The 17,849-nt window shown below is 63.3% G+C and carries 18 protein-coding genes and 1 pseudogene; 14 read left to right on the top strand and 5 right to left on the bottom strand.

The annotated features are described in order from the left end of the window. A pseudogene (locus ACTJGZ_RS00715) lies at positions 1-269 on the top strand (DUF4351 domain-containing protein); the annotation flags it as partial. A gap of 37 nt (positions 270-306) precedes the next feature. Here ACTJGZ_RS00715 and ACTJGZ_RS00710 read toward each other — a convergent pair. The 4 genes from ACTJGZ_RS00710 to ACTJGZ_RS00695 are packed head-to-tail and all read right to left on the bottom strand — an operon-like array spanning position 307 to position 2,635. After that, the gene (locus tag ACTJGZ_RS00710; RefSeq protein WP_441661040.1) at positions 307-1,371 is read right to left on the bottom strand and encodes an NAD(P)H-dependent glycerol-3-phosphate dehydrogenase; all 1,065 of its coding nucleotides are present in this window, start codon (positions 1,369-1,371) and stop codon (positions 307-309) included. A 5-nt stretch (positions 1,372-1,376) separates the two neighbouring features. Then, the gene (gene secB / locus ACTJGZ_RS00705; RefSeq protein ID WP_441661039.1) at positions 1,377-1,889 is read right to left on the bottom strand and encodes a protein-export chaperone SecB; all 513 of its coding nucleotides are present in this window, start codon (positions 1,887-1,889) and stop codon (positions 1,377-1,379) included. Between the two features lie 52 nt (positions 1,890-1,941). Further along, complete coding sequence (grxC, locus tag ACTJGZ_RS00700; protein WP_441661038.1) at positions 1,942-2,199, bottom strand: glutaredoxin 3; 258 nt, start codon at positions 2,197-2,199, stop codon at positions 1,942-1,944. 19 nt (positions 2,200-2,218) lie between these two features. Continuing rightward, the gene (locus ACTJGZ_RS00695) at positions 2,219-2,635 is read right to left on the bottom strand and encodes a rhodanese-like domain-containing protein (RefSeq protein WP_441661037.1); all 417 of its coding nucleotides are present in this window, start codon (positions 2,633-2,635) and stop codon (positions 2,219-2,221) included. A 220-nt stretch (positions 2,636-2,855) separates the two neighbouring features. Between ACTJGZ_RS00695 and gpmA the strand changes: the two genes are divergently transcribed. The 4 genes from gpmA to ACTJGZ_RS00675 all read left to right on the top strand — a co-directional run bounded on the left by gpmA (position 2,856) and on the right by ACTJGZ_RS00675 (position 7,533). Next, positions 2,856-3,605, top strand: coding sequence for a 2,3-diphosphoglycerate-dependent phosphoglycerate mutase (gpmA, locus tag ACTJGZ_RS00690; protein ID WP_441661036.1), 750 nt, complete (start codon positions 2,856-2,858; stop codon positions 3,603-3,605). A gap of 28 nt (positions 3,606-3,633) precedes the next feature. Continuing rightward, a complete protein-coding gene (locus ACTJGZ_RS00685) occupies positions 3,634-5,247 on the top strand; it encodes a murein hydrolase activator EnvC family protein (RefSeq protein ID WP_441661035.1) in 1,614 nt (537 codons plus the stop codon). Positions 5,248-5,324: 77 nt separating this feature from the next. Then, positions 5,325-6,761, top strand: a complete 1,437-nt coding sequence (locus ACTJGZ_RS00680) for a S41 family peptidase (RefSeq protein ID WP_441661034.1) — start codon at positions 5,325-5,327, stop codon at positions 6,759-6,761. Between the two features lie 13 nt (positions 6,762-6,774). Continuing rightward, positions 6,775-7,533 (top strand): HesA/MoeB/ThiF family protein, encoded by a 759-nt coding sequence (locus tag ACTJGZ_RS00675; RefSeq protein ID WP_441661033.1) that lies wholly within the window; start codon positions 6,775-6,777, stop codon positions 7,531-7,533. A 165-nt stretch (positions 7,534-7,698) separates the two neighbouring features. Here the strand turns inward: ACTJGZ_RS00675 and argB are convergent, their stop codons facing one another. Next, positions 7,699-8,604 (bottom strand): acetylglutamate kinase, encoded by a 906-nt coding sequence (argB, locus tag ACTJGZ_RS00670; RefSeq protein ID WP_441661032.1) that lies wholly within the window; start codon positions 8,602-8,604, stop codon positions 7,699-7,701. A gap of 632 nt (positions 8,605-9,236) precedes the next feature. On the opposite strand from argB, the gene ACTJGZ_RS00665 reads away from it, so the two are divergent. The 9 genes from ACTJGZ_RS00665 (at position 9,237) to ACTJGZ_RS00625 (ending at position 17,835) form a co-directional block, all read left to right on the top strand. Further along, on the top strand, positions 9,237-10,037 hold the full coding sequence (locus ACTJGZ_RS00665; RefSeq protein WP_441661031.1) for an ABC transporter ATP-binding protein: 801 nt from the start codon (positions 9,237-9,239) through the stop codon (positions 10,035-10,037). Between the two features lie 72 nt (positions 10,038-10,109). Beyond that, a complete protein-coding gene (locus ACTJGZ_RS00660) occupies positions 10,110-11,117 on the top strand; it encodes an ABC transporter substrate-binding protein (protein ID WP_441661030.1) in 1,008 nt (335 codons plus the stop codon). A gap of 40 nt (positions 11,118-11,157) precedes the next feature. After that, positions 11,158-11,934, top strand: coding sequence for an ABC transporter permease (locus ACTJGZ_RS00655; RefSeq protein WP_441661029.1), 777 nt, complete (start codon positions 11,158-11,160; stop codon positions 11,932-11,934). Positions 11,935-11,949: 15 nt separating this feature from the next. Continuing rightward, positions 11,950-12,783 (top strand): SDR family oxidoreductase, encoded by an 834-nt coding sequence (locus ACTJGZ_RS00650; RefSeq protein ID WP_441661028.1) that lies wholly within the window; start codon positions 11,950-11,952, stop codon positions 12,781-12,783. An 81-nt stretch (positions 12,784-12,864) separates the two neighbouring features. Further along, the gene (locus ACTJGZ_RS00645) at positions 12,865-13,413 is read left to right on the top strand and encodes a cupin domain-containing protein (protein ID WP_441661027.1); all 549 of its coding nucleotides are present in this window, start codon (positions 12,865-12,867) and stop codon (positions 13,411-13,413) included. Positions 13,414-13,453: 40 nt separating this feature from the next. After that, positions 13,454-14,386 (top strand): alpha/beta fold hydrolase, encoded by a 933-nt coding sequence (locus ACTJGZ_RS00640; protein ID WP_441661026.1) that lies wholly within the window; start codon positions 13,454-13,456, stop codon positions 14,384-14,386. Then, positions 14,383-15,246 carry an IclR family transcriptional regulator gene (locus tag ACTJGZ_RS00635; RefSeq protein WP_441661025.1) on the top strand — a complete coding sequence of 288 codons (864 nt, stop codon included), beginning with the start codon at positions 14,383-14,385 and terminating at the stop codon, positions 15,244-15,246. The genes ACTJGZ_RS00640 and ACTJGZ_RS00635 overlap by 4 nt, the downstream gene beginning before the upstream one ends. A gap of 56 nt (positions 15,247-15,302) precedes the next feature. Beyond that, complete coding sequence (locus ACTJGZ_RS00630) at positions 15,303-16,130, top strand: SDR family oxidoreductase (RefSeq protein WP_441661042.1); 828 nt, start codon at positions 15,303-15,305, stop codon at positions 16,128-16,130. After that, on the top strand, positions 16,123-17,835 hold the full coding sequence (locus ACTJGZ_RS00625; protein ID WP_441661024.1) for a thiamine pyrophosphate-binding protein: 1,713 nt from the start codon (positions 16,123-16,125) through the stop codon (positions 17,833-17,835). The genes ACTJGZ_RS00630 and ACTJGZ_RS00625 overlap by 8 nt, the downstream gene beginning before the upstream one ends. Positions 17,836-17,849: the final 14 nt, after the last annotated feature.

Here is a 17,849-nt window from a genome sequence, read left to right as displayed (position 1 = left end):
GGCTATCCCTGGCAAGCTTCGAGGAAGAGCGAAACATGGCTTATATCAGCAGCGTCGAACGCATAGGCATCCGCAAGGGGATGCAGCAAGGCCTGGAACAAGGACGCAACGAAGGCATGGCGGGTTTGTTGCGCGAACAGCTGGAAGTTCGTTTTGGCGTGTTGTCAGAAGCGGATCTGGCGCGTTTGCGCCAGGCCGATGGCAACAGCCTGCGGGCCTGGGCGAGACGCCTGCTGGAGGCGCAAACCCTGGATGGTGTCTGGCGTTAGGCGATATGCCTGCCTGACCCGGCAGGCGCTGCGCCGGTCAATGCTGGGACGGCGATTCCGTTGCCCGGGCTTCGCGTGAAAGCAGGGCGGCCACCGCCTGCTCCGGGGTATGCGTGCCATCCAGAACCTGGCAGACCGCCGCAGTAATGGGCATATCGACATTCATGGCCTGTGCGCGTTGCCAGGCAGCCTGGGCGCAGCGCACGCCTTCGGCAGTCATGCCGTCCGCAAGAATGGCTTCCAGTGTCATGCCCTGGCCCAGCGCCAGGCCGACACGGCGGTTGCGTGACAGATCACCCGTGGCGGTCAGCACGAGGTCACCCAGCCCGGTCAGGCCGGAGAACGTGGCGGCTTGCGCGCCCAGGGCAATGCCCAGGCGCGTCATTTCGGCCAGGCCGCGTGTAATCAGCGCGGCACGGGCGTTGGTGCCCAGCGCCAGGCCATCGGCAATCCCGCAGGCAATGGCCATGACGTTCTTGAGCGCGCCGCCGATTTCCACGCCGATGACATCTTCGCTGCCATAGACCCGTACCGGCCCGCCGTGCAGCGCCATGGTGGCGATGGCACGCGCATGGGGCGCCTTGCTGGCGACCGTCAGCGCAACGGGCAGGCCGCGCGCGACTTCCTGGGCGAATGAAGGGCCGGACAGCACACCGGTAGCCAGGCCAGGGATACCATCCAGTAGCCTGTGACTGATTTCATAGGGCAGTTCACCTGTCTGGGCATCGAAGCCCTTGCAAGTGCGCAGCACCGTCAGGCCAGGCAAAGGGCGTGCCAGCAGGGCGGCGGCCAGGCTGGCGCTGGTGGCCGACAGCCCGGCGACGGGAATTCCCAGAATGAGCAATGGGGCATGATCGCCAGCCAGGTGGGCCAGCGCGGCCTCAAGGCCATGGCCGTATCGCAGTGTGTCCGGCAGTTTGATGCCGGGCAGGTAGCGCGTGTTCTCGTGCGTTTCGGCCAAGGCGGCAGAAGCGTCGGGTGAACGCGTCACCAGCATGGTGTCGCCATGCCGGCTGGCGGCCGCCGCCAGGGCGGTACCCCAGGCGCCGGCGCCCAGGACAGCGATGCGATGTTGGCGATCAGGTTCCCTTGCGGCGGACATGCGGTTTACTGACGGGTAGCGCCGGGGGGCAGGATGATGCCGCTGTCAGGCTGTTCCACTTGCTGCTGCTGCAGTTCGGCAATGCGTTGCTCGTAGAGCGCCTGGAAGTTGACTTCAGCCAGGTGCAGCGTGGGCAGCGAGGTGCGGGTGATCGCGTCGGCGATGTTGGCGCGCAGATAGGGGTACAGCATGGTCGGGCAGACGATGCCCAGCAGCGGGTCCATTTGTTCGCCAGGGATATGGGCCAGTTCGAAGATACCGGCTTGCGTGCCTTCAACCAGGTACAGCACCTTGTCGTTGATGCGCGTGGTGACCGTGGCGGTGACGGTGGATTCGAACACCGTTTCTGCCAGGCGCTGGCCGCCGACGTTGATGCTGACTTCTACCTTCGGGCCTTCCTGTTCCAGGAAAATCTGCGGCGCATTGGGCATCTCGACCGACAGGTCCTTGAGATAGACGCGTTGCATGCTGAAGGACGGAGCGGCTTGGCCGTTAGCTTGTTGTTCCTGGTCGGACATGATGTTTCCTGCGAAAAATGGTTGCAATAGGGGAGATGACGGGCCGGAGGAATCAGCCGGCGAGCAGCGTTTGCAGCCCGCCTGCGCGGTCCAGCGCGGCCAGGTCGTCGAAACCGCCGACGTGCGTATCGCCGATGTAAATCTGCGGCACAGTGCGCCGGCCCGTGGCTGCGATCATGACATCGCGCTGTGACGGGTCAGTGTCGATACGGATTTTTTCGATTTGTTCCACGCCGCGCTGGCGCAGCAGCATTTCGGCACGGACACAGTACGGACAGACGGCCGTGCAATACATGCGGACGGTATTCATGGTGACGGCTCCGGGAAACTTAGCGTTTGCCGCTGGAGAGCGGCATATTGGCCTGGCTCCAGGCACGCAGCCCGCCGTCCAGGTTGGCAACTTCGGTATGGCCCTTGGCTTTCAGCGCGGTGATGATGCGCGACGTATCACGGCCGGTTTCGCTCACGACCAGCAGGGGCCGGTTCTTGGGCAGCGCATCGGCTTTTTGTTCGATGTCGCTGGCTGCGATGTGGCGGGCCTGGGCGATATGGCCTTTTTGGAAGGCTTCGCTGGTGCGCACGTCGATGACCAGCGCATTCTTGTGGTTGATGTACTGGACGGCCGCGGCGGGGACCAGACTCGTGCCCAGACGGCTGCGGGCGATTGCGGGCCAGGCAAGCATGATGCCGGACAGCAGCACCACGGCGATGAGCATGAGATTTTCAGGTGAATAGATGAAGTCCACTTCGTGTTTCCTGCGGGCTGGCGCGGGCCGAGGAAAGGCGGCCCGGATTGATCTGAATAGCAGATATTACCGCAGTCGCGGCGCGCCGGTGCTACCCGGGGTGCCGTGAGTGGCACGGCGAATGGACGGATGAATGGGAGGACGAATGCCACAAGCGCCGCCAAGTGCTGCCGAAGCCATTAAAATGGCCGGGTTCTACAACTCTTTTTGAAAGCCTGCCATGTATAAATTAGTGTTGATGCGTCACGGCGAAAGCCAGTGGAATCTTGAAAACCGCTTCACCGGCTGGACCGATGTCGATTTGACGGACACCGGCCGCGAGCAGGCACGGCAGGCAGGCGAACTGCTCAAACGTGAAGGCTATACCTTTGATGTGGCCTTTTCTTCCGTGCTCAAGCGTGCCATCCGCACGGCCTGGATCGCGCTGGACGCCATGGATGCCATGTATGTGCCGCTGGGCCTGAGCTGGCGCCTCAATGAGCGCCACTATGGCGCGCTGCAAGGCCTCAACAAGGCGGAAACGGCAGCCAAGTACGGCGACGAGCAAGTGCTGATCTGGCGCCGCGCCTACGCGATTGCGCCTAACCCGCTGGATCTGGACGATCCGCGCCACCCCCGTTTCGACCCGCGCTACGCGCGCGTGCCTGCTGAAAGCCTCCCGGCCACCGAGTGCCTGAAGGATACGGTTGAGCGCGTGGTGCCGTTCTGGAACGATTCCATTGCGCCGGCCATCCGTGCCGGCCGCAAGGTGCTGGTGGCGGCACACGGCAATAGCCTGCGCGCCCTGATTAAGTACCTGGATGATGTGTCCGAAGAGGAAATCGTCAACCTGAACATCCCGACCGGCCAGCCGCTCGTGTACGAGCTGGATGAAAACCTGCGTCCGATCCGCCATTACTACCTGGGCGATCAGGAAGCCATTGCGGCGGCAGTAGCTGCGGTGGCGGCACAGGGCAAGGCGGCGAAGTAAAGCGGGTATTCACAAGGGGCTGTCTATCATGAACCTCCGTCCGGGCGCGCTGTGCCGTCTGTGCCGATCGAGCCTGTTGTGGCTGGCGCTGCTGGCGCCGCCATGGGCCAGTGCCGCGCCGGATACGCAGCAAGTGAGCGACAGCCAGCGTGAAGCGCAGGAGCGCCGCAAGGAATTGCAGCAGCGCATTCGCAACGTGCAGCAGGAGCTGGAGCTGCGCGAAGGCGAGCGCAAAGATGCGGCGGACGCCTTGCGCCAGTCCGAACAAGCGCTGTCCGAGAGTAACCGGCGCTTGCATGAACTGGCCGAGCAGGCCCGCCAGCAGCAGGCTGCCTTGGCGCGCCTGGAGCGCGATATGGCGGCTTTGCAGCAGGATCTGGCGCAGCGCCGCCAGGTTCTGTCTGGCCAGCTGCGCGAGCAGTATGTCAATGAATTGTCGCCCTGGAGCGTCTGGTTGTCGGGGGGCGACCCGCAAGACAATGGCCGTCACCTGGCCTATCTGGATTATGTCGCGCAAGCCCGGGCGGAAACCGTGCGCGGTCTGGACACGGAAATCAGCCGTCTGGAGGCTTTGCAGGCGGAACAGCGCGCGGGCAATGAACGTTTGGCGGCCTTGAATCGCGATGCCGAGGCGCAGCGCAGCCAGCGTGCAGCCCAGCAGCGTGAGCGTGCTGCCGTGGTCGCGCGTCTGGAGGACCGCATCCGCGCCCAGCGTGTCGAAGCCAGCCGCCTGAACCGTGACGATGAACGGCTGGGACGTCTGGTCGATGACCTGGGCAAGCAGCTTGAGGCGGCTCGCCGCGCCGCCGAAGCGCGCCGCCAGGCCGAGCTGCGGCGTCAGGAAGAACTGCGTCTGGCGCGGGAGCAGGCGCAAGCCGAGCGTGCGGCGCGCCAGGCGGCAGCGCGGGAGGCGGCCAGGCTGGCTGCCGCGGAGAAAGCGGCGGCGGAGCGTGCGGCCCAGCGCGCCCGCGAGCGTGAGCGCGCTGTAGCGGCCCGTGAAACCCCCGCGGCAACCGGGCCGGTATCGACACTGCGGCAGGTGGAAGGCCCGCGTCTCGGAGCGGCAGCGCCGGCCTTGGCGCAGGCGGAATTGGCTCGCGACGAGCCGGTGGGCACGGTGGATGTGAGCCCTGCGGAACCGCCAGCGCCCGCGCCTGTCGAACCGACGGTGACGCAACGGCCAGCGGAACGGACAGTGGAACGGGCGGCAGTGGCAACAGTGGCGCCTGGCGGGCAGGGGCAGGCAGGCCTGAGCAATGGCTTGCGTTCTGGCTTGAAGGGACCGCTGTCTGGGCAAGTGCTGGCCCGGTTCGGCACACAAAAACCGGATGGCGGCGCCTGGCGCGGCCAGCTGATCGCCGCGCCGGAAGGAACGGCGGTGCGGGTCGTTGAATCCGGCACGGTGGTGTATGCGAATTGGTTGCGGGGTTTCGGCAACATCATCATCGTGGATCATGGCCGGGATTACCTGTCTGTTTATGCCCACAATCAGAGCCTCCTCAAGCAGGTTGGGGATGCGGTGGCGCGTCAGGAAGCCATCGCCCTGGCGGGTGCGACAGGCGGACAGGTGGATTCGGGCCTATACTTCGAGGTCAGGCATCGTGGCACGCCTGTCGATCCTGCGCGCTTCATTGCGCGTTGATTCCGGCGGCATGATGCCTTGGCAAGGCGGCAATCTATCGCCGGCGTTTTACCGCCGGCCTTCATACGGGAATGTGCATGAGCACTCGTAAAACGCGGAGTTTCGGCCTGGTTGCCTTGGGCGCCGTGGCCGGCGTATTGACCAGTATCGGCATCAGCGCCGTGGCAGAACGCAGCGGCACACCGCTGCCACTGGATGAACTGCGCCAGTTCACCAGTGTCTTCGGCGCCATCAAGAATAACTACGTCGAACCCGTCACCGATACCAATCTCATCAACGGCGCCATTTCCGGCATGCTGTCCAGCCTGGATCCGCACTCCGCCTATCTGGATGCGGAAGCCTTCGAAGATATGCAGACGGCGACTCAGGGCGAGTTCGGCGGCCTCGGGATCGAGGTCGGCGCCGAGGATGGTTTCGTCAAGGTCATTTCCCCCATCGAAGACACCCCCGCTGCGCGCGGCGGCGTGCTGGCCGGCGACCTGATCATCAAGATCGACGACACGCCGACCAAAGGCATGACTTTGACCGATGCCGTCAAACTCATGCGCGGCGCGCCCAAAACGCCTATTCGCCTGACTGTCGTGCGCGACGGGGTGGATCAGCCGATTGTGATAGACATCATGCGTGATGTCATCAAGGTGCGCAGCGTGCGCAGCAAAATGCTTGATGACGGTTACGGCTATGTCCGCGTGTCGCAGTTCCAGGAGCGCACTGGCGCTGATCTGGTGCAGCATTTGCGTGAGCTAGGCCGCAACGGCACGCCCAAGGGCCTGGTGCTCGATCTGCGCAATGACCCGGGCGGCCTGCTGACCGGCGCCATCGGCGTGTCGGCGGCATTCCTGCCGCCGGATGTGCTGGTGGTTTCCACCGATGGCCGGGCGCCGGAATCGCGGCACCGTTATCTGGCCAATCCCGTGGATTTCGCCCGTGGCGAAAGCAACTACATGCGCGATCTGCCCGAGTGGGCCAAGACCGTGCCGCTGGTGGTGCTGGTGAATGCCGGGTCGGCCTCGGCCTCCGAAATCGTGGCGGGCGCCTTGCAGGATCACGACCGCGCCAAGGTCATGGGTAACCGTACCTTCGGCAAGGGCTCGGTGCAGGTCATTCTGCCGCTGTCCGAAAATACCGGCATCAAGCTGACGACCTCGCGTTACTACACGCCCAATGGCAGCTCTATCCAGGCCAAGGGGATTGAACCGGACATCGTCGTTTCCGATACGGAAAAGGGCGATCTGTTCCGTCTGCCGCGTGAGGCTGATCTGCAGCGCCACCTGTCGAACAAGCAGACGCCGGAAGACGAAGTGCGCTCCAACGAAATGGACAAAGAACAGCTGAAGGACTTCAAGATGTTCGAGTTCGGCGGCGCGGATGACTTCCAGTTGCAGCAGGCTATCAATCAGTTGCGGGGCAAGCCTGTGGAAACCGGCGGCCCTGGCGGCAAGAGCGTGGTCGAAGCTGCGCCCGCAGCGCGCCAGCGCATCACGGTTGACGGTGTTGTGCCCGGCACGAAGTAAATGACCTGCCGTCATGAATGACGATCAGCTGTTGCGCTATGCCCGCCATATCCTGCTGGATGAGGCGGGCATAGAGGCCCAGCAGCACTGGCTGGACAGCACCGTGCTGATGGTAGGCGCTGGCGGCCTGGGCTCGCCAGCGGCGCTGTATCTGGCTGCCGCGGGCGTGGGCCGTCTGATTCTGGTCGATGACGACCATGTCGAACTCAGCAATCTGCAGCGGCAGATCCTGCACGATACGACGACAGTTGGCGAGTTCAAGGCTGAATCCGGCAAGCAGGCGCTGGGACGTCTGAACCCCGAAGTCGAGGTGCGGGCTGTGTGCCAGCGGCTGGATGAAGCGGGGCTGGCAGCGCTGGCGGCGGATGCGGATCTGGTACTGGACTGCACCGACAACTTCGAGACTCGCCATGCGATCAACCGGGTGTGCGTGCGGCTGGGCAAGCCCTTGGTCATGGGGGCGGCGATCCGTTTCGATGGCCAGATCAGCGTATTTGACAGCAGGCAGGCGCATTCACCCTGTTATCACTGCCTGTTTCCGGTCTCCGATGAGCCGGACACCATGACTTGCGCGACTTCCGGGGTCTTCGGCCCGGTGGTGGGCATTGTCGGGGCCATGCAGGCGGCAGAGGCCCTCAAGGTGCTCGCAGGGATGGGGCAGAGCCTGATAGGCCGCTTGCTGCGCCTGGAGGCGCTGGGCATGCAGTGGCGCAGTACCAAGGTCGTGCGCGACCCAGGCTGCCCTGTCTGCGGCACGCGTCACGGCGGATAGCCGACGGCGGCGCGCCGTGTGCCGATAGTCTGCCGGCCAGGCGCAATGGCCTGGCTTGAAACAATAAAAATGCCCATCCTGCTTCAGGATGGGCATTTTTTTCCGGCAGTCCCTGGCCGCCACGGCGGGACTGCCAAGACTGACGGCCAGGACGGCCAGCAGGATTCAGGCGCCCTGAATCATGGTGCCGACGCCCTTGTCGGTCAGGAGTTCCAGCAGCAGGCAGTGCGGGACGCGGCCATCGACCACGTGGACCGAGTTCACGCCATTGCGGGCGGCGTCCAGGGCGGATGAAATCTTGGGCAGCATGCCGCCGGAGATCGTGCCGTCATCGAACATGGCGTCTATGGTGGCGGCTGACAGGCGCGTCAGCAGCTTGCCGTCTTTGTCCAGCACGCCCGGGGTGTTGGTCATCATCACCAGCTTTTCCGCGCCCAGCACTTCCGCCATCTTGCCTGCGACGACATCGGCGTTGATGTTGTAGGCGTTGCCGTCCTCGCCGTAGCCGATGGACGAAATCACAGGAATGAATTGGTCGTCCTGCAAGGCCTTGACCACCGCCGGTTCGATGCGGGCGATATCGCCCACAAAGCCCAGGTCGATTTTCTGGCCCGGGTTCTCGCGGTCATCCATCAATTTGTGCGTTGCCTGGATCAGGCCGCCATCCTTGCCAGTCAGGCCCACGGCCTTGCCGCCAGCGGCATTGATCATCATCACGATGTCCTGCTGCACCTGGCCGCCCAGCACCCATTCCACCACTTCCATGGTTTCTTCGTCGGTGACGCGCATGCCCTGAATGAACTTGCCTTGTTTGCCCAGGCGCTGCAAGGCGTTGTCGATCTGGGGGCCACCGCCGTGCACGACGACCGGATTCAGGCCCACCAGCTTCAGCAGCACGACGTCATGAGCAAAGCTGCGCTGCAGGCGCTCTTCCGTCATGGCGTTGCCGCCGTACTTGACCACGATGGTCTTGCCGTGAAAGCGGCGGAGATAAGGCAGGGCCTCCGACAGCACTTCGGCCTTGATATCCGAGGGCAGTTGCGCGGTGGAGAGAGTAGAAGATTCAGACATGGCGATCGGGTCTCGTTCGGTAGCGGTTCGGCTGCAGCGGTGCAGACCATCGGTGCAGACCATCTGCGCGGCATTGTATCGCGCCCGCGGCAGGATTCACGCGGGATGGCGGGTGCGTGCCCTGGCGGCAGACACGTCTCCTGCGCTGGCCCGCCCGATGGCGGAGGGCTGATGGGCCAGGCAAGCAGACGGCAGCGCCCGCTGGCCGGAGCGGGCGGGGAAAGGCCGGATATTCCATTTATTCAATTAATTAATTCTTATGTTTCAGGCATTGAGAAGATGCCCATTTATGGCATGGCTTAGCACCTTTCCAGTGCTTTTGGAAATGCTGCAATGCACCAGATAGCGGCATCGAAAGTTTTTTCTTGAATTCATATTTATTTTTTCTGCATGGCCTAAGTCCATGAATGAAAAAAGGTTTTTCAAGAGTGAATTATTGGCTGAAAAACGCCATTTATTCCGTATTTGAAATGCTGTGATTTATTAGTGAAACGTTAATTCGATAGCGGAAATTTGGCACGGAATTTGCATGGCATTGAATGCGGGCTAAGGCAGTGTTTTCACTGATATCGGCTCAAAGGCGATATTGATTTAATTCATTCAAATTCCATTGGTGAATTGTTGTTTTACATATGAAACAAAGGGCGGAAATGCACCACCATATCGAATTCAATAGTGTCGCCAAACGTTTTCCGACGCGTATGCAAGCGGAACCGCCGTATGCCGTCCAGCACTTGAATCTGCAAATCGCGCGTGGCGAAGTCGTTTCGGTCATCGGCCCTTCGGGCTGTGGCAAAAGCACGCTGCTGAACATGGGTTCAGGGCTGTACCTGCCGACGGAAGGCAGGGTGACAGTAGATGGATCGCCCGTGACAGGCCCGGTGCGCCAGGTGGCTTTCATGCTCCAGAAGGACTTGCTCATGCCCTGGCGCACCATTTGTGAGAACGTCGAGTTGGGGCTGGAAATCAATGCCGTGCCGCGCGCCAAGCGGCGCGCTGTGGCTGAGGCGCTGCTGGTGCGTTGCCATCTGGGCGGCTTTGAAAACCACTACCCCTATCAGTTGTCCGGGGGCATGCGTCAGCGGGCTGCGCTGGCGCGTACCTTGGCCGTGAATCCTGATGTCCTGCTGCTCGACGAACCCTTCTCGGCGCTGGATGCGCAAACCAAGATGGTGTTGCAGCAGGATCTGGCAGCCACCTTGCATGAAGAAAAGAAAACCGCCCTGTTTATTACCCATGACCTGATCGAAGCCATTGCGCTGTCTGACCGGATTTTGGTGATGAGTGAGCGGCCTGGCCGGATCATCGAAGAAATCATCGTGGATCTGCCGCACCGGGACAACCCGATGCAGCGCCGCAGGATGCCCGAAGTGGCCCCGATTCAGGGGCGCCTGATGGAACTGCTCAAAGTCGGGCAGGACTCGCTGCACTGACGCCGGAACATCCGGCCCGGGCCTGGCGGCCTGCGCCGGGCTCCCACCCCCACCCCTTGAGGACGCTTTGTGATGACTCTGAACGGCATACCCGCAGTACGCAAATGGCTGGCGCCGCTGGCGCTGATCTGTAGTCTGGCCGTGCCGGCCGGGGCGCAGGCCCAGGCCGGCAAACTGGAAGAAGTGACGTATCTCCTGCCGGCGCCCGCGACGCTGACGGCGTTTGCGCCGTGGATGCTGGCCAAGCAGCGTGGCTATTACGAAGCGGAAGGGCTGGATGTGAATTTCGTGGCTGGCCGGGGGGGTGTGGATGTGGCCAAGCAAGTGGGCGCGGGCAATGCGCCTGTTGGCGGCGCCATCGGCGATACGCCAATCATCGTGCGCGCCAACGGGATTCCGGTCAAGGCGGTTGCGGTGCTGGGCGGCGGGTCGCTGACCTTGTTGGCTGCCAAGGAGGATGGCGATATCCAGCATGTCAAAGATCTCAAGGACAAGACGGTGACCGTCATGGCCTATAGCGACACGACGTTCTATGCCTTTCTGGGGTCTCTGGAAAAAGCGGGCCTGAGCCGGCGCGATGTCGATGCCCAGGCAGCCGGCCCGGCAGGGGTCTGGCAACTGTTTAATGCCGGGCGCGCCGATGCCATGGCAGCTGTGCCGGATTGGATCGCCAACGTTGAACAGACCGGCACCAAGGTGCGGATTCTGCCCAAGGACGAAACCTTCCAGAGCATGGCGCAGGCCATTCTGGCGTCCGAGCAGACCATCAAGGACAACCCTGAGCTGGTGCGCAAACTGGTGCGCGCCACGCTGCGCGGCATGGACGACATCATCCGTGACCCCAAGGCGGCCGCGGCGGCTTATATCGAGGCGGTGCCGTCCTACCGGGGGCAGGAAGCCATGATCGAACGGATTTTCGATCTCTACCGTGAATACGTGTACGCCGACCAGGAAGTGTTGGGGCGCATGGACCCCAAGCGTCTGCAGGACGTGCAGGCTTTTTATGTCGAGCAAGGCATCGTGCCCCGCGCCCAGCCGCTGGACGAGCTGTACACCAACGAATTTGTCGAGAGCCGCTGACGCCCAGGCGGACGGCGCATTACTACAAGGCAATGGCGCAATGAAGAAAGATTATTCCACCTACCTCAGCAGCGCAGCCGTGCTGCTGGTTTTCCTGGCACTGTGGCAGTGGGGGCCGGGCCTGTTCGGCATGCCCGAATATGTCTTCCCGAAGTTCACACGGGTGCTCAGCGAAGCCGGGCATATGTGGCACAACAGTGATCTGGCCTCGCACTTCTGGATCACCATGCTGGAAGTCGTGCTGGGCTTTGTGCTGGGGTCGCTGCTGGGGATCATGTTTGGTGTCGGCCTGGGTTTGTCCCCCAAGGCGGAATCCGTGCTGTCGCCATACATCCTGGCCTTGCAGATTGCGCCCAAGGTGGCATTCGCGCCGCTGTTCGTGATGTGGCTGGGCTACACCATCTATCCCAAGATTCTGGTCGCCATCCTGATCGTATTTTTCCCGGTCATGATCAACGTGCTGTCGGCCGTGCGAACGGTGGACCCGGATATGGTGAACCTGGTGCGCACCCTGAATGCGGGCCGGGTGCAGATCTTCCGCCTGGTGGAGTTTCCGTCTGCGCTGCCGTCGCTGTTTTCCGGTCTGCGGATTGCCGCGACGCTGGCGGTAATCGGTGTGACGGTGGGTGAGCTGGTCGGCGGCAACAAAGGCCTGGGCTACCTGCTGGTCGATGGCGAGGGGCAGGGCAATACCGCGGCGGTATTCGTGGCCATTGCCGCACTGACGCTGGTCGGCCTGCTGGCCTATTGGGCAGTGGTCTGGCTGGAACGCCGGGTGCTGCATTACCTGCCGCGCGCTTCGGTCACGACGACTTAAGGGCGGGCAAGCATCATGCAAAGTCAAAAGAATATTGCGCCAACGCTGGGAGCGGCAGACGATGCCAGCTTGCAGGGCTGGCTGGCATCTGTCCCGGCAGGCTTGCTGCAAGGCCGCCGCATTTTGGTGACGGGGGCCGCGCGCGGACTGGGGCTGGCCTTTGCGCGCAGCATCGCCAGGGCGGGTGCCAGCGTGGTGCTGGCCGACCGTCTGGAAGCGCAGCTGGCGCAGGCGGGCGAAAGCCTGCGCGCGGAAGGGGCCGATGCGCATACGGTCATGCTGGATCTGGCTGATCCCGCCAGTGTCGAGCGGGCCGTTGAAGAGGCGCTGGGCAGGCTGGGGGGATTGGATGGCCTGGTCAACAACGCTGCCATCACCAATTCCGGCGGCAAGGATGCGCACGCGCTGAGTGTGGCGACCTGGGATCAGGTCATGGATGTGAATGTGCGCGGCACCTGGCTGGCTAGCCGGGCGTGCCACGCCGCGCTCAAGGCCAGCGGCCGGGGCGCAATCGTCAACCTTTCGTCCGATACCGCTTTGTGGGGCGCGCCCAATCTGCTGGCCTATGTCGCCAGCAAAGGCGCGGTCTCCGCGATGACGCATGCGCTGGCGCGCGAATGGGGCGCTGACGGGATCACCGTTAATGCCGTGGCGCCAGGTCTCACGCTGGTGGAGGCCACCGAATATGTGCCGCAGGCGCGTCATCAGAAATACCTCGATGGCCGGGCGCTGCCGCGTGAACAGCAGGCTGCGGATGTCTGCGGCGCCGTGCTGTTCGCGCTGTCCGATCTATCGCGTTTTGTCACCGGCCAGGTGCTGCCGGTCAACGGCGGTTTTGTCATGCAGTGACGCGCCATACGCGTACGGCACCAAGCACCAAACCGCCAATTTCATCCCGCCCATCCCACTGAGCTTACGCAGGAGTCCGCCATGTCTGAAGTCGCTGATCAAACCCGCCACACCGAGCCTACCTGGACGCGTCCCGAAGGCGCGACATTCGAGGAGTGGATCAATAGCCGTATCGCCCGTTTCGCGACCCGCAAGTATGACTGGGATGCGCTGAAATTCCAGGCCGATTACGACCCCAAGTACCGCCGCGCGCAAATGCGTTATGTCGGCACTGGCGGCACCGGCGTGACCGCTGACACCAATACCGTGCCCAGTGAGCACTTCACGTTTTCCACGATGGTGATTCCCGCCGGGCATGAAGGCCCGCCCCATATTCATGTTGATGTGGAAGAAATATTTTTCGTCATTCGCGGCAAGCTCAAGCTGGTGATCACGCAGGGCGACCAGCGCTATGAAACCATCCTGACCGACCGCGACCTGGTCTCCGTGCCGCCTGGCGTCTATCGCGAGGAGATCAATATCGGCGATGAGGATGCGCTGATGTGCGTGATGCTGGGCGCAAAAAAGCCGGTCACCCCGACCTACCCCGAAGACCACCCGCTGGCCCATATCAAGCGGGCGCCCAAGTAAGCAGCGCCGCTGGCGTTGCTTCTTTCCTGGCATGGACAACATGACTGAGACCCTGACGGCTCCACTGGCGATGACAGCCGCGCAACTGGCGGATCTGGAGGCCACGTTCGGCCTGTTCAATATCCGTCTGGCGGATGGCGAACTGGTCTCCGTGCGCGATACCGTCGCGGGCGATGTGCGCAAGCCGGTGCTGGTCTGTTTGCACGGCATCGGCTCAGGCGCGGCGTCGTGGCTGGAACTGGCGCGTATTTTCAATCTGAAGTACCGGCTGCTGGCCTGGGATGCGCCGGGTTACGGCGAATCCACGCCGCTGTCCGCCGCCAGGCCGTCGGCGCTGGATTACGCCGCATCGCTGCGCCGTTTGCTGACGTCTTTGTCCATCGACGATTTCGTGCTGGTCGGGCATTCGCTGGGCGCTTTGGTCGCCGCTGCGTTTACCGCGCAGCAATGGCCGGGCTGTACGCCGCGCGGGCTGGTGCTGGTCAGTCCGGCGCAGGGTTACGGCACGCTGGCGCGCGAGGCCCAGGGCGGCGAAGTCCGGCAGCGCCGGCTGGCGGAAATCGCGCAGGCCGGGGGCATAGCGGCCATGGCTGCCAGCCGTCATGGCCGGCTGTTGGCCCCGCAGGCGGATGGCCGGGCGCGGGCCTGGGTGTACTGGAATATGGCGCGCCTGAATGAGGCGGGTTATGTCCAGGCGGTGGAGATGCTGTGCGGCGGCGATTTGTTGTCGGACTGCCGCCATATCGCTGCTGTGCAGCCTGCTTTGCCGGTGCAGGTCTGGTGCGGCGCCGAAGATATCGTGACACCGCCGGACGCCTGCGAAGCGGTGGCGGCAGCGCTGGATGTGCCTTTGCAACGCATCAGCGGTGCCGGGCATGCCTGTTATGTGGAGCAGCCGGCAGCACTGGCTGCCATGGTGGGGCAGGTGCTGCAAAACCTGCCTGCCCGAACCGATCAAGGAGTGGACAGATGAACGAGCAGATGGACGAGCAAAGCGTCATCAACACGCAGGATGACGATGCCCTGCGCTACATGGTGCCGGCGCTGGAGCGCGGCCTGCTGATATTGAGCGAGTTCAGCCGGGAAAAACGTCAAATCGGCGCGCCGGAATTGACGCAGCGCCTGCAATTGCCGCGTTCTACCGTTTTCCGGCTGCTCAATACGCTGGAATACATGGGCTATCTGGAACGCTCGGAAAACGGCCGCGAATACAAGCTGGGTCTGGGCGTGCTGCGGCTGGGTTTCGAGTATCTGGCGTCACTGGATCTGACGGAACTGGGCACGCCCCTGATCAACCGTTTGTGCCATGAAGTCGGCCACGCTGCCAACTTGGTGGTGCGCGACGGCCAGAACATCGTGTATGTGGCCAAGACCACGACGCCGAATACCCCGTTCATCGGGTCTGTGTCTGTCGGCACGCGCTTGCCTGCGCATGCCACGGCGCTGGGGCATGCCTTATTGGGCGGCCTGACGCTGGCGCAGCTCAAGGAACTGTATCCGGAGAACAGCCTGGAAGTGTTTTCGCCGCAAACGCCGAAAGATGTCAATGAACTGTATGAGTCCGCCATGCGGATACGCGAGCGCGGATATATCGCCGCCGAAGGTTTTTACGAGCTGCATATCTCGACCGTGGCGGCGCCGGTTTACAACCACCAGGGAAAGATTGTCGCGGCGCTGGGCCTGACGCTGGGCATGCCGCACATAGACCCGGCGCAGAAACTGATGCTGATCGACAGCGTTTGCCAAGTGGCCAATGAATTGTCTGGCTTGCTGGATTACGCGCCGGCGCAGCAGCGCCGCAAGCCGCAGTACTTGCTGAAAGGAGCGGCATGATGGGCATGAGCCAAGGAACGGGTGTGATGCCGCCGGAGCGGGTTGCGCCGGGGGCAATGCCGCCAGTGGCGGGCTGGCGTCCTGACGCGCTGGCAGGGCGGACGGCAGTGGTCACAGGCGGCAGTTCGGGCATAGGCCTGGCCACCGCTGAACTGCTGCTGGCCTGTGGCGCTTCGGTCGCGATCTGTGGCCGTGACAGCGCGCGCCTGGATGCTGCGCAGGCAAGCTTGCGGCAGCGCCATCCCGGTGCCCGGTTGCTGGCGCAGACCTGCAATGTCCTGGATGAAACCAGCGTGCGCGATTTTGCCAGTGCGGTGGAATGCGAGCTGGGGCCGGCGGCGATGCTGATCAACAATGCCGGCCAAGGCCGGGTCTCCACGTTTGCCAGTACGGGCGATGACGCCTGGCGTGAAGAACTGCACCTGAAATTCTTTTCCGTGATTTACCCGACGCGAGCCTTTCTGCCGCAGCTGGCGCAGTGCGCCAGTGAGCTGGGGGATGCCGCCATCGTTTGTTCCAACTCGCTGCTGGCGCGGCAGCCCGAGCCGCATATGGTTGCGACCTCGGCCGCCCGTGCCGGCCTGCTCAATCTGGTGCGTTCACTGGCAACGGAGTTCGCGCCTCAGGGGGTGCGGGTCAACGGCATCCTGATCGGTCTGATCGAATCCGGCCAGTGGCGCCGTCGTTTCGAGGCGCGCAGCGAACGCGGGCAGGATTGGGCGGAGTGGACGCGTGAACTGGCGCGCGCCAAACATATTCCCCTGGGCCGTCTGGGCCGTCCCGAAGAGGCCGCGCAGGCGGTGGTTTTTCTTGCTTCCCCTCTGTCCAGCTATACGACGGGCAGTCACATGGATATTTCTGGAGGTCATTCGCGCAATGCCTGAACATCAACACCCCCCGATGGTGACCGTAGGTGCGGTCGTCGCTGCCTTCCTGGAAAAGTGCGGCGTGCGCGCCGCATTCGGTGTCATTTCCATCCACAACATGCCGATACTCGATGCCTTCGCGCAGCGCGGCGTGGTGCGCTTTGTGCCGGCGCGCGGCGAAGCCGGCGCGGGCAATATGGCTGACGCTTATGCGCGTTCGACGTCCCAGCTGGGCGTCTGCATTACCAGCACCGGGCCAGCCGCCGGCAATATCGCCGGCAGCATGGTGGAAGCCTTGACCGCTGGCGCGCCGGTGCTGCACATCACGGGCCAGATCGAAGTGCCGTATCTGGATCGGGGCATGTCCTATATCCACGAGGCGCCGGCCCAGTTGAAGATGCTGGAAGCGGTATCCAAAGCCGCGTTCCGCGCCTACAGCCCGGAAAATGTGCTTGGCGTGCTGAAGAAGGCCGTGCAGGCGGCGCTGAGCGCGCCTAGCGGCCCGGTCAGCCTGGAAATTCCGATTGATGTGCAGCAAAGCCTGATTCCGCTGCCCGATGAACTGGCGCTGGAACCGCTGCCCGTGCCGCGCGCTGTCCCGGACGCGGCGCAGCTCGATGGCCTGGCTGACCAGCTCGCCGCCTCCCGGCGCCCTTTGCTGTGGCTGGGCGGCGGCGCGCGGCAGGCGGGCGCTGCCGTGCAGCGGCTGCGGCGCCTGGGTTTTGGCATCGTTGCCAGCGTGCAAGGGCGCGGCATTGTGCCGGAAGACGAACGCGGCTCGCTGGGCGCCTATAACCTGCAAAAACCGGTAGAAGCGTTTTATCAGCGCTGCGATGCCATGCTGGTCGTCGGCTCGCGTCTGCGCAGCAATGAAACCCTGAAATATGAATTGAAGCTGCCCAAGCCTTTGTACCGGGTAGATGCCGATGCGGCAGCGGCTGGGCGTTGTTACGCCAATGATTTGTTTGTCTGGGGCGATGCGCGGCTGGTGCTGGAAGGGCTGGCCGACCGTCTGGAGCAGCGCGGCTGGCAAGCCGATGCGGCGCTGATAGACGACCTGGAGGCCGTTAAGGCAGAAGCCGTGGCTACCTTGCGCGATGGCCTGGGCCCTTATCAGGCGCTGGTGGCGCAATTGCAGCAGGCCTACGGGCGCAATTTCAACTGGGTGCGCGATGTCACGGTCTCGAACAGCACCTGGGGCAATCGCGAGCTGCGAATTTTCGAGCCCAACCAGGGTGTGCATGCGACCGGCGGCGGCATTGGCCAGGGCATGCCCATGGCCATTGGCGCGGCGGTGGGGGCGGCGGTCACGCAGTCGGGCCGCAAGACGCTTTGCCTGGCGGGTGATGGCGGCTTCATTCTCAATCTGGGCGAATTGGCCACGCTGGTGCAGGAAGCTTGCGATGTGCTGATCGTGCTCATGAATGACAAGGGCTATGGCGTCATCAAGAACATTCAGGACGCCCAGTACGGCAGCCGCCGCTGCTATGTCGATTTGCACACGCCGGATTACGCCCAGCTGTGCCAGAGCATGGGCCTGGCGCATGCGCGTGTGTCGGATCTGGCGCAATTGCCGGGGGTATTGCAGCAGGCCAACCGCCGTGCCGGCCCGTTCCTGCTGGAAGTGGACATGCTGTCCATCGGTCAATTCAAGTCCGTGTTCGCCGGCCCGCCGGTGAATCAGCTCAACCAAATTCCGGCGTTGCAGCCGGCCACACTGTGAGCAGGAGCGTCTGA

Source organism: Kerstersia sp., assembly GCF_052103615.1.
Taxonomy (GTDB): Bacteria; Pseudomonadota; Gammaproteobacteria; order Burkholderiales; family Burkholderiaceae_B; genus Kerstersia.
This window is presented reverse-complemented; position numbering and strand designations above follow the sequence as displayed.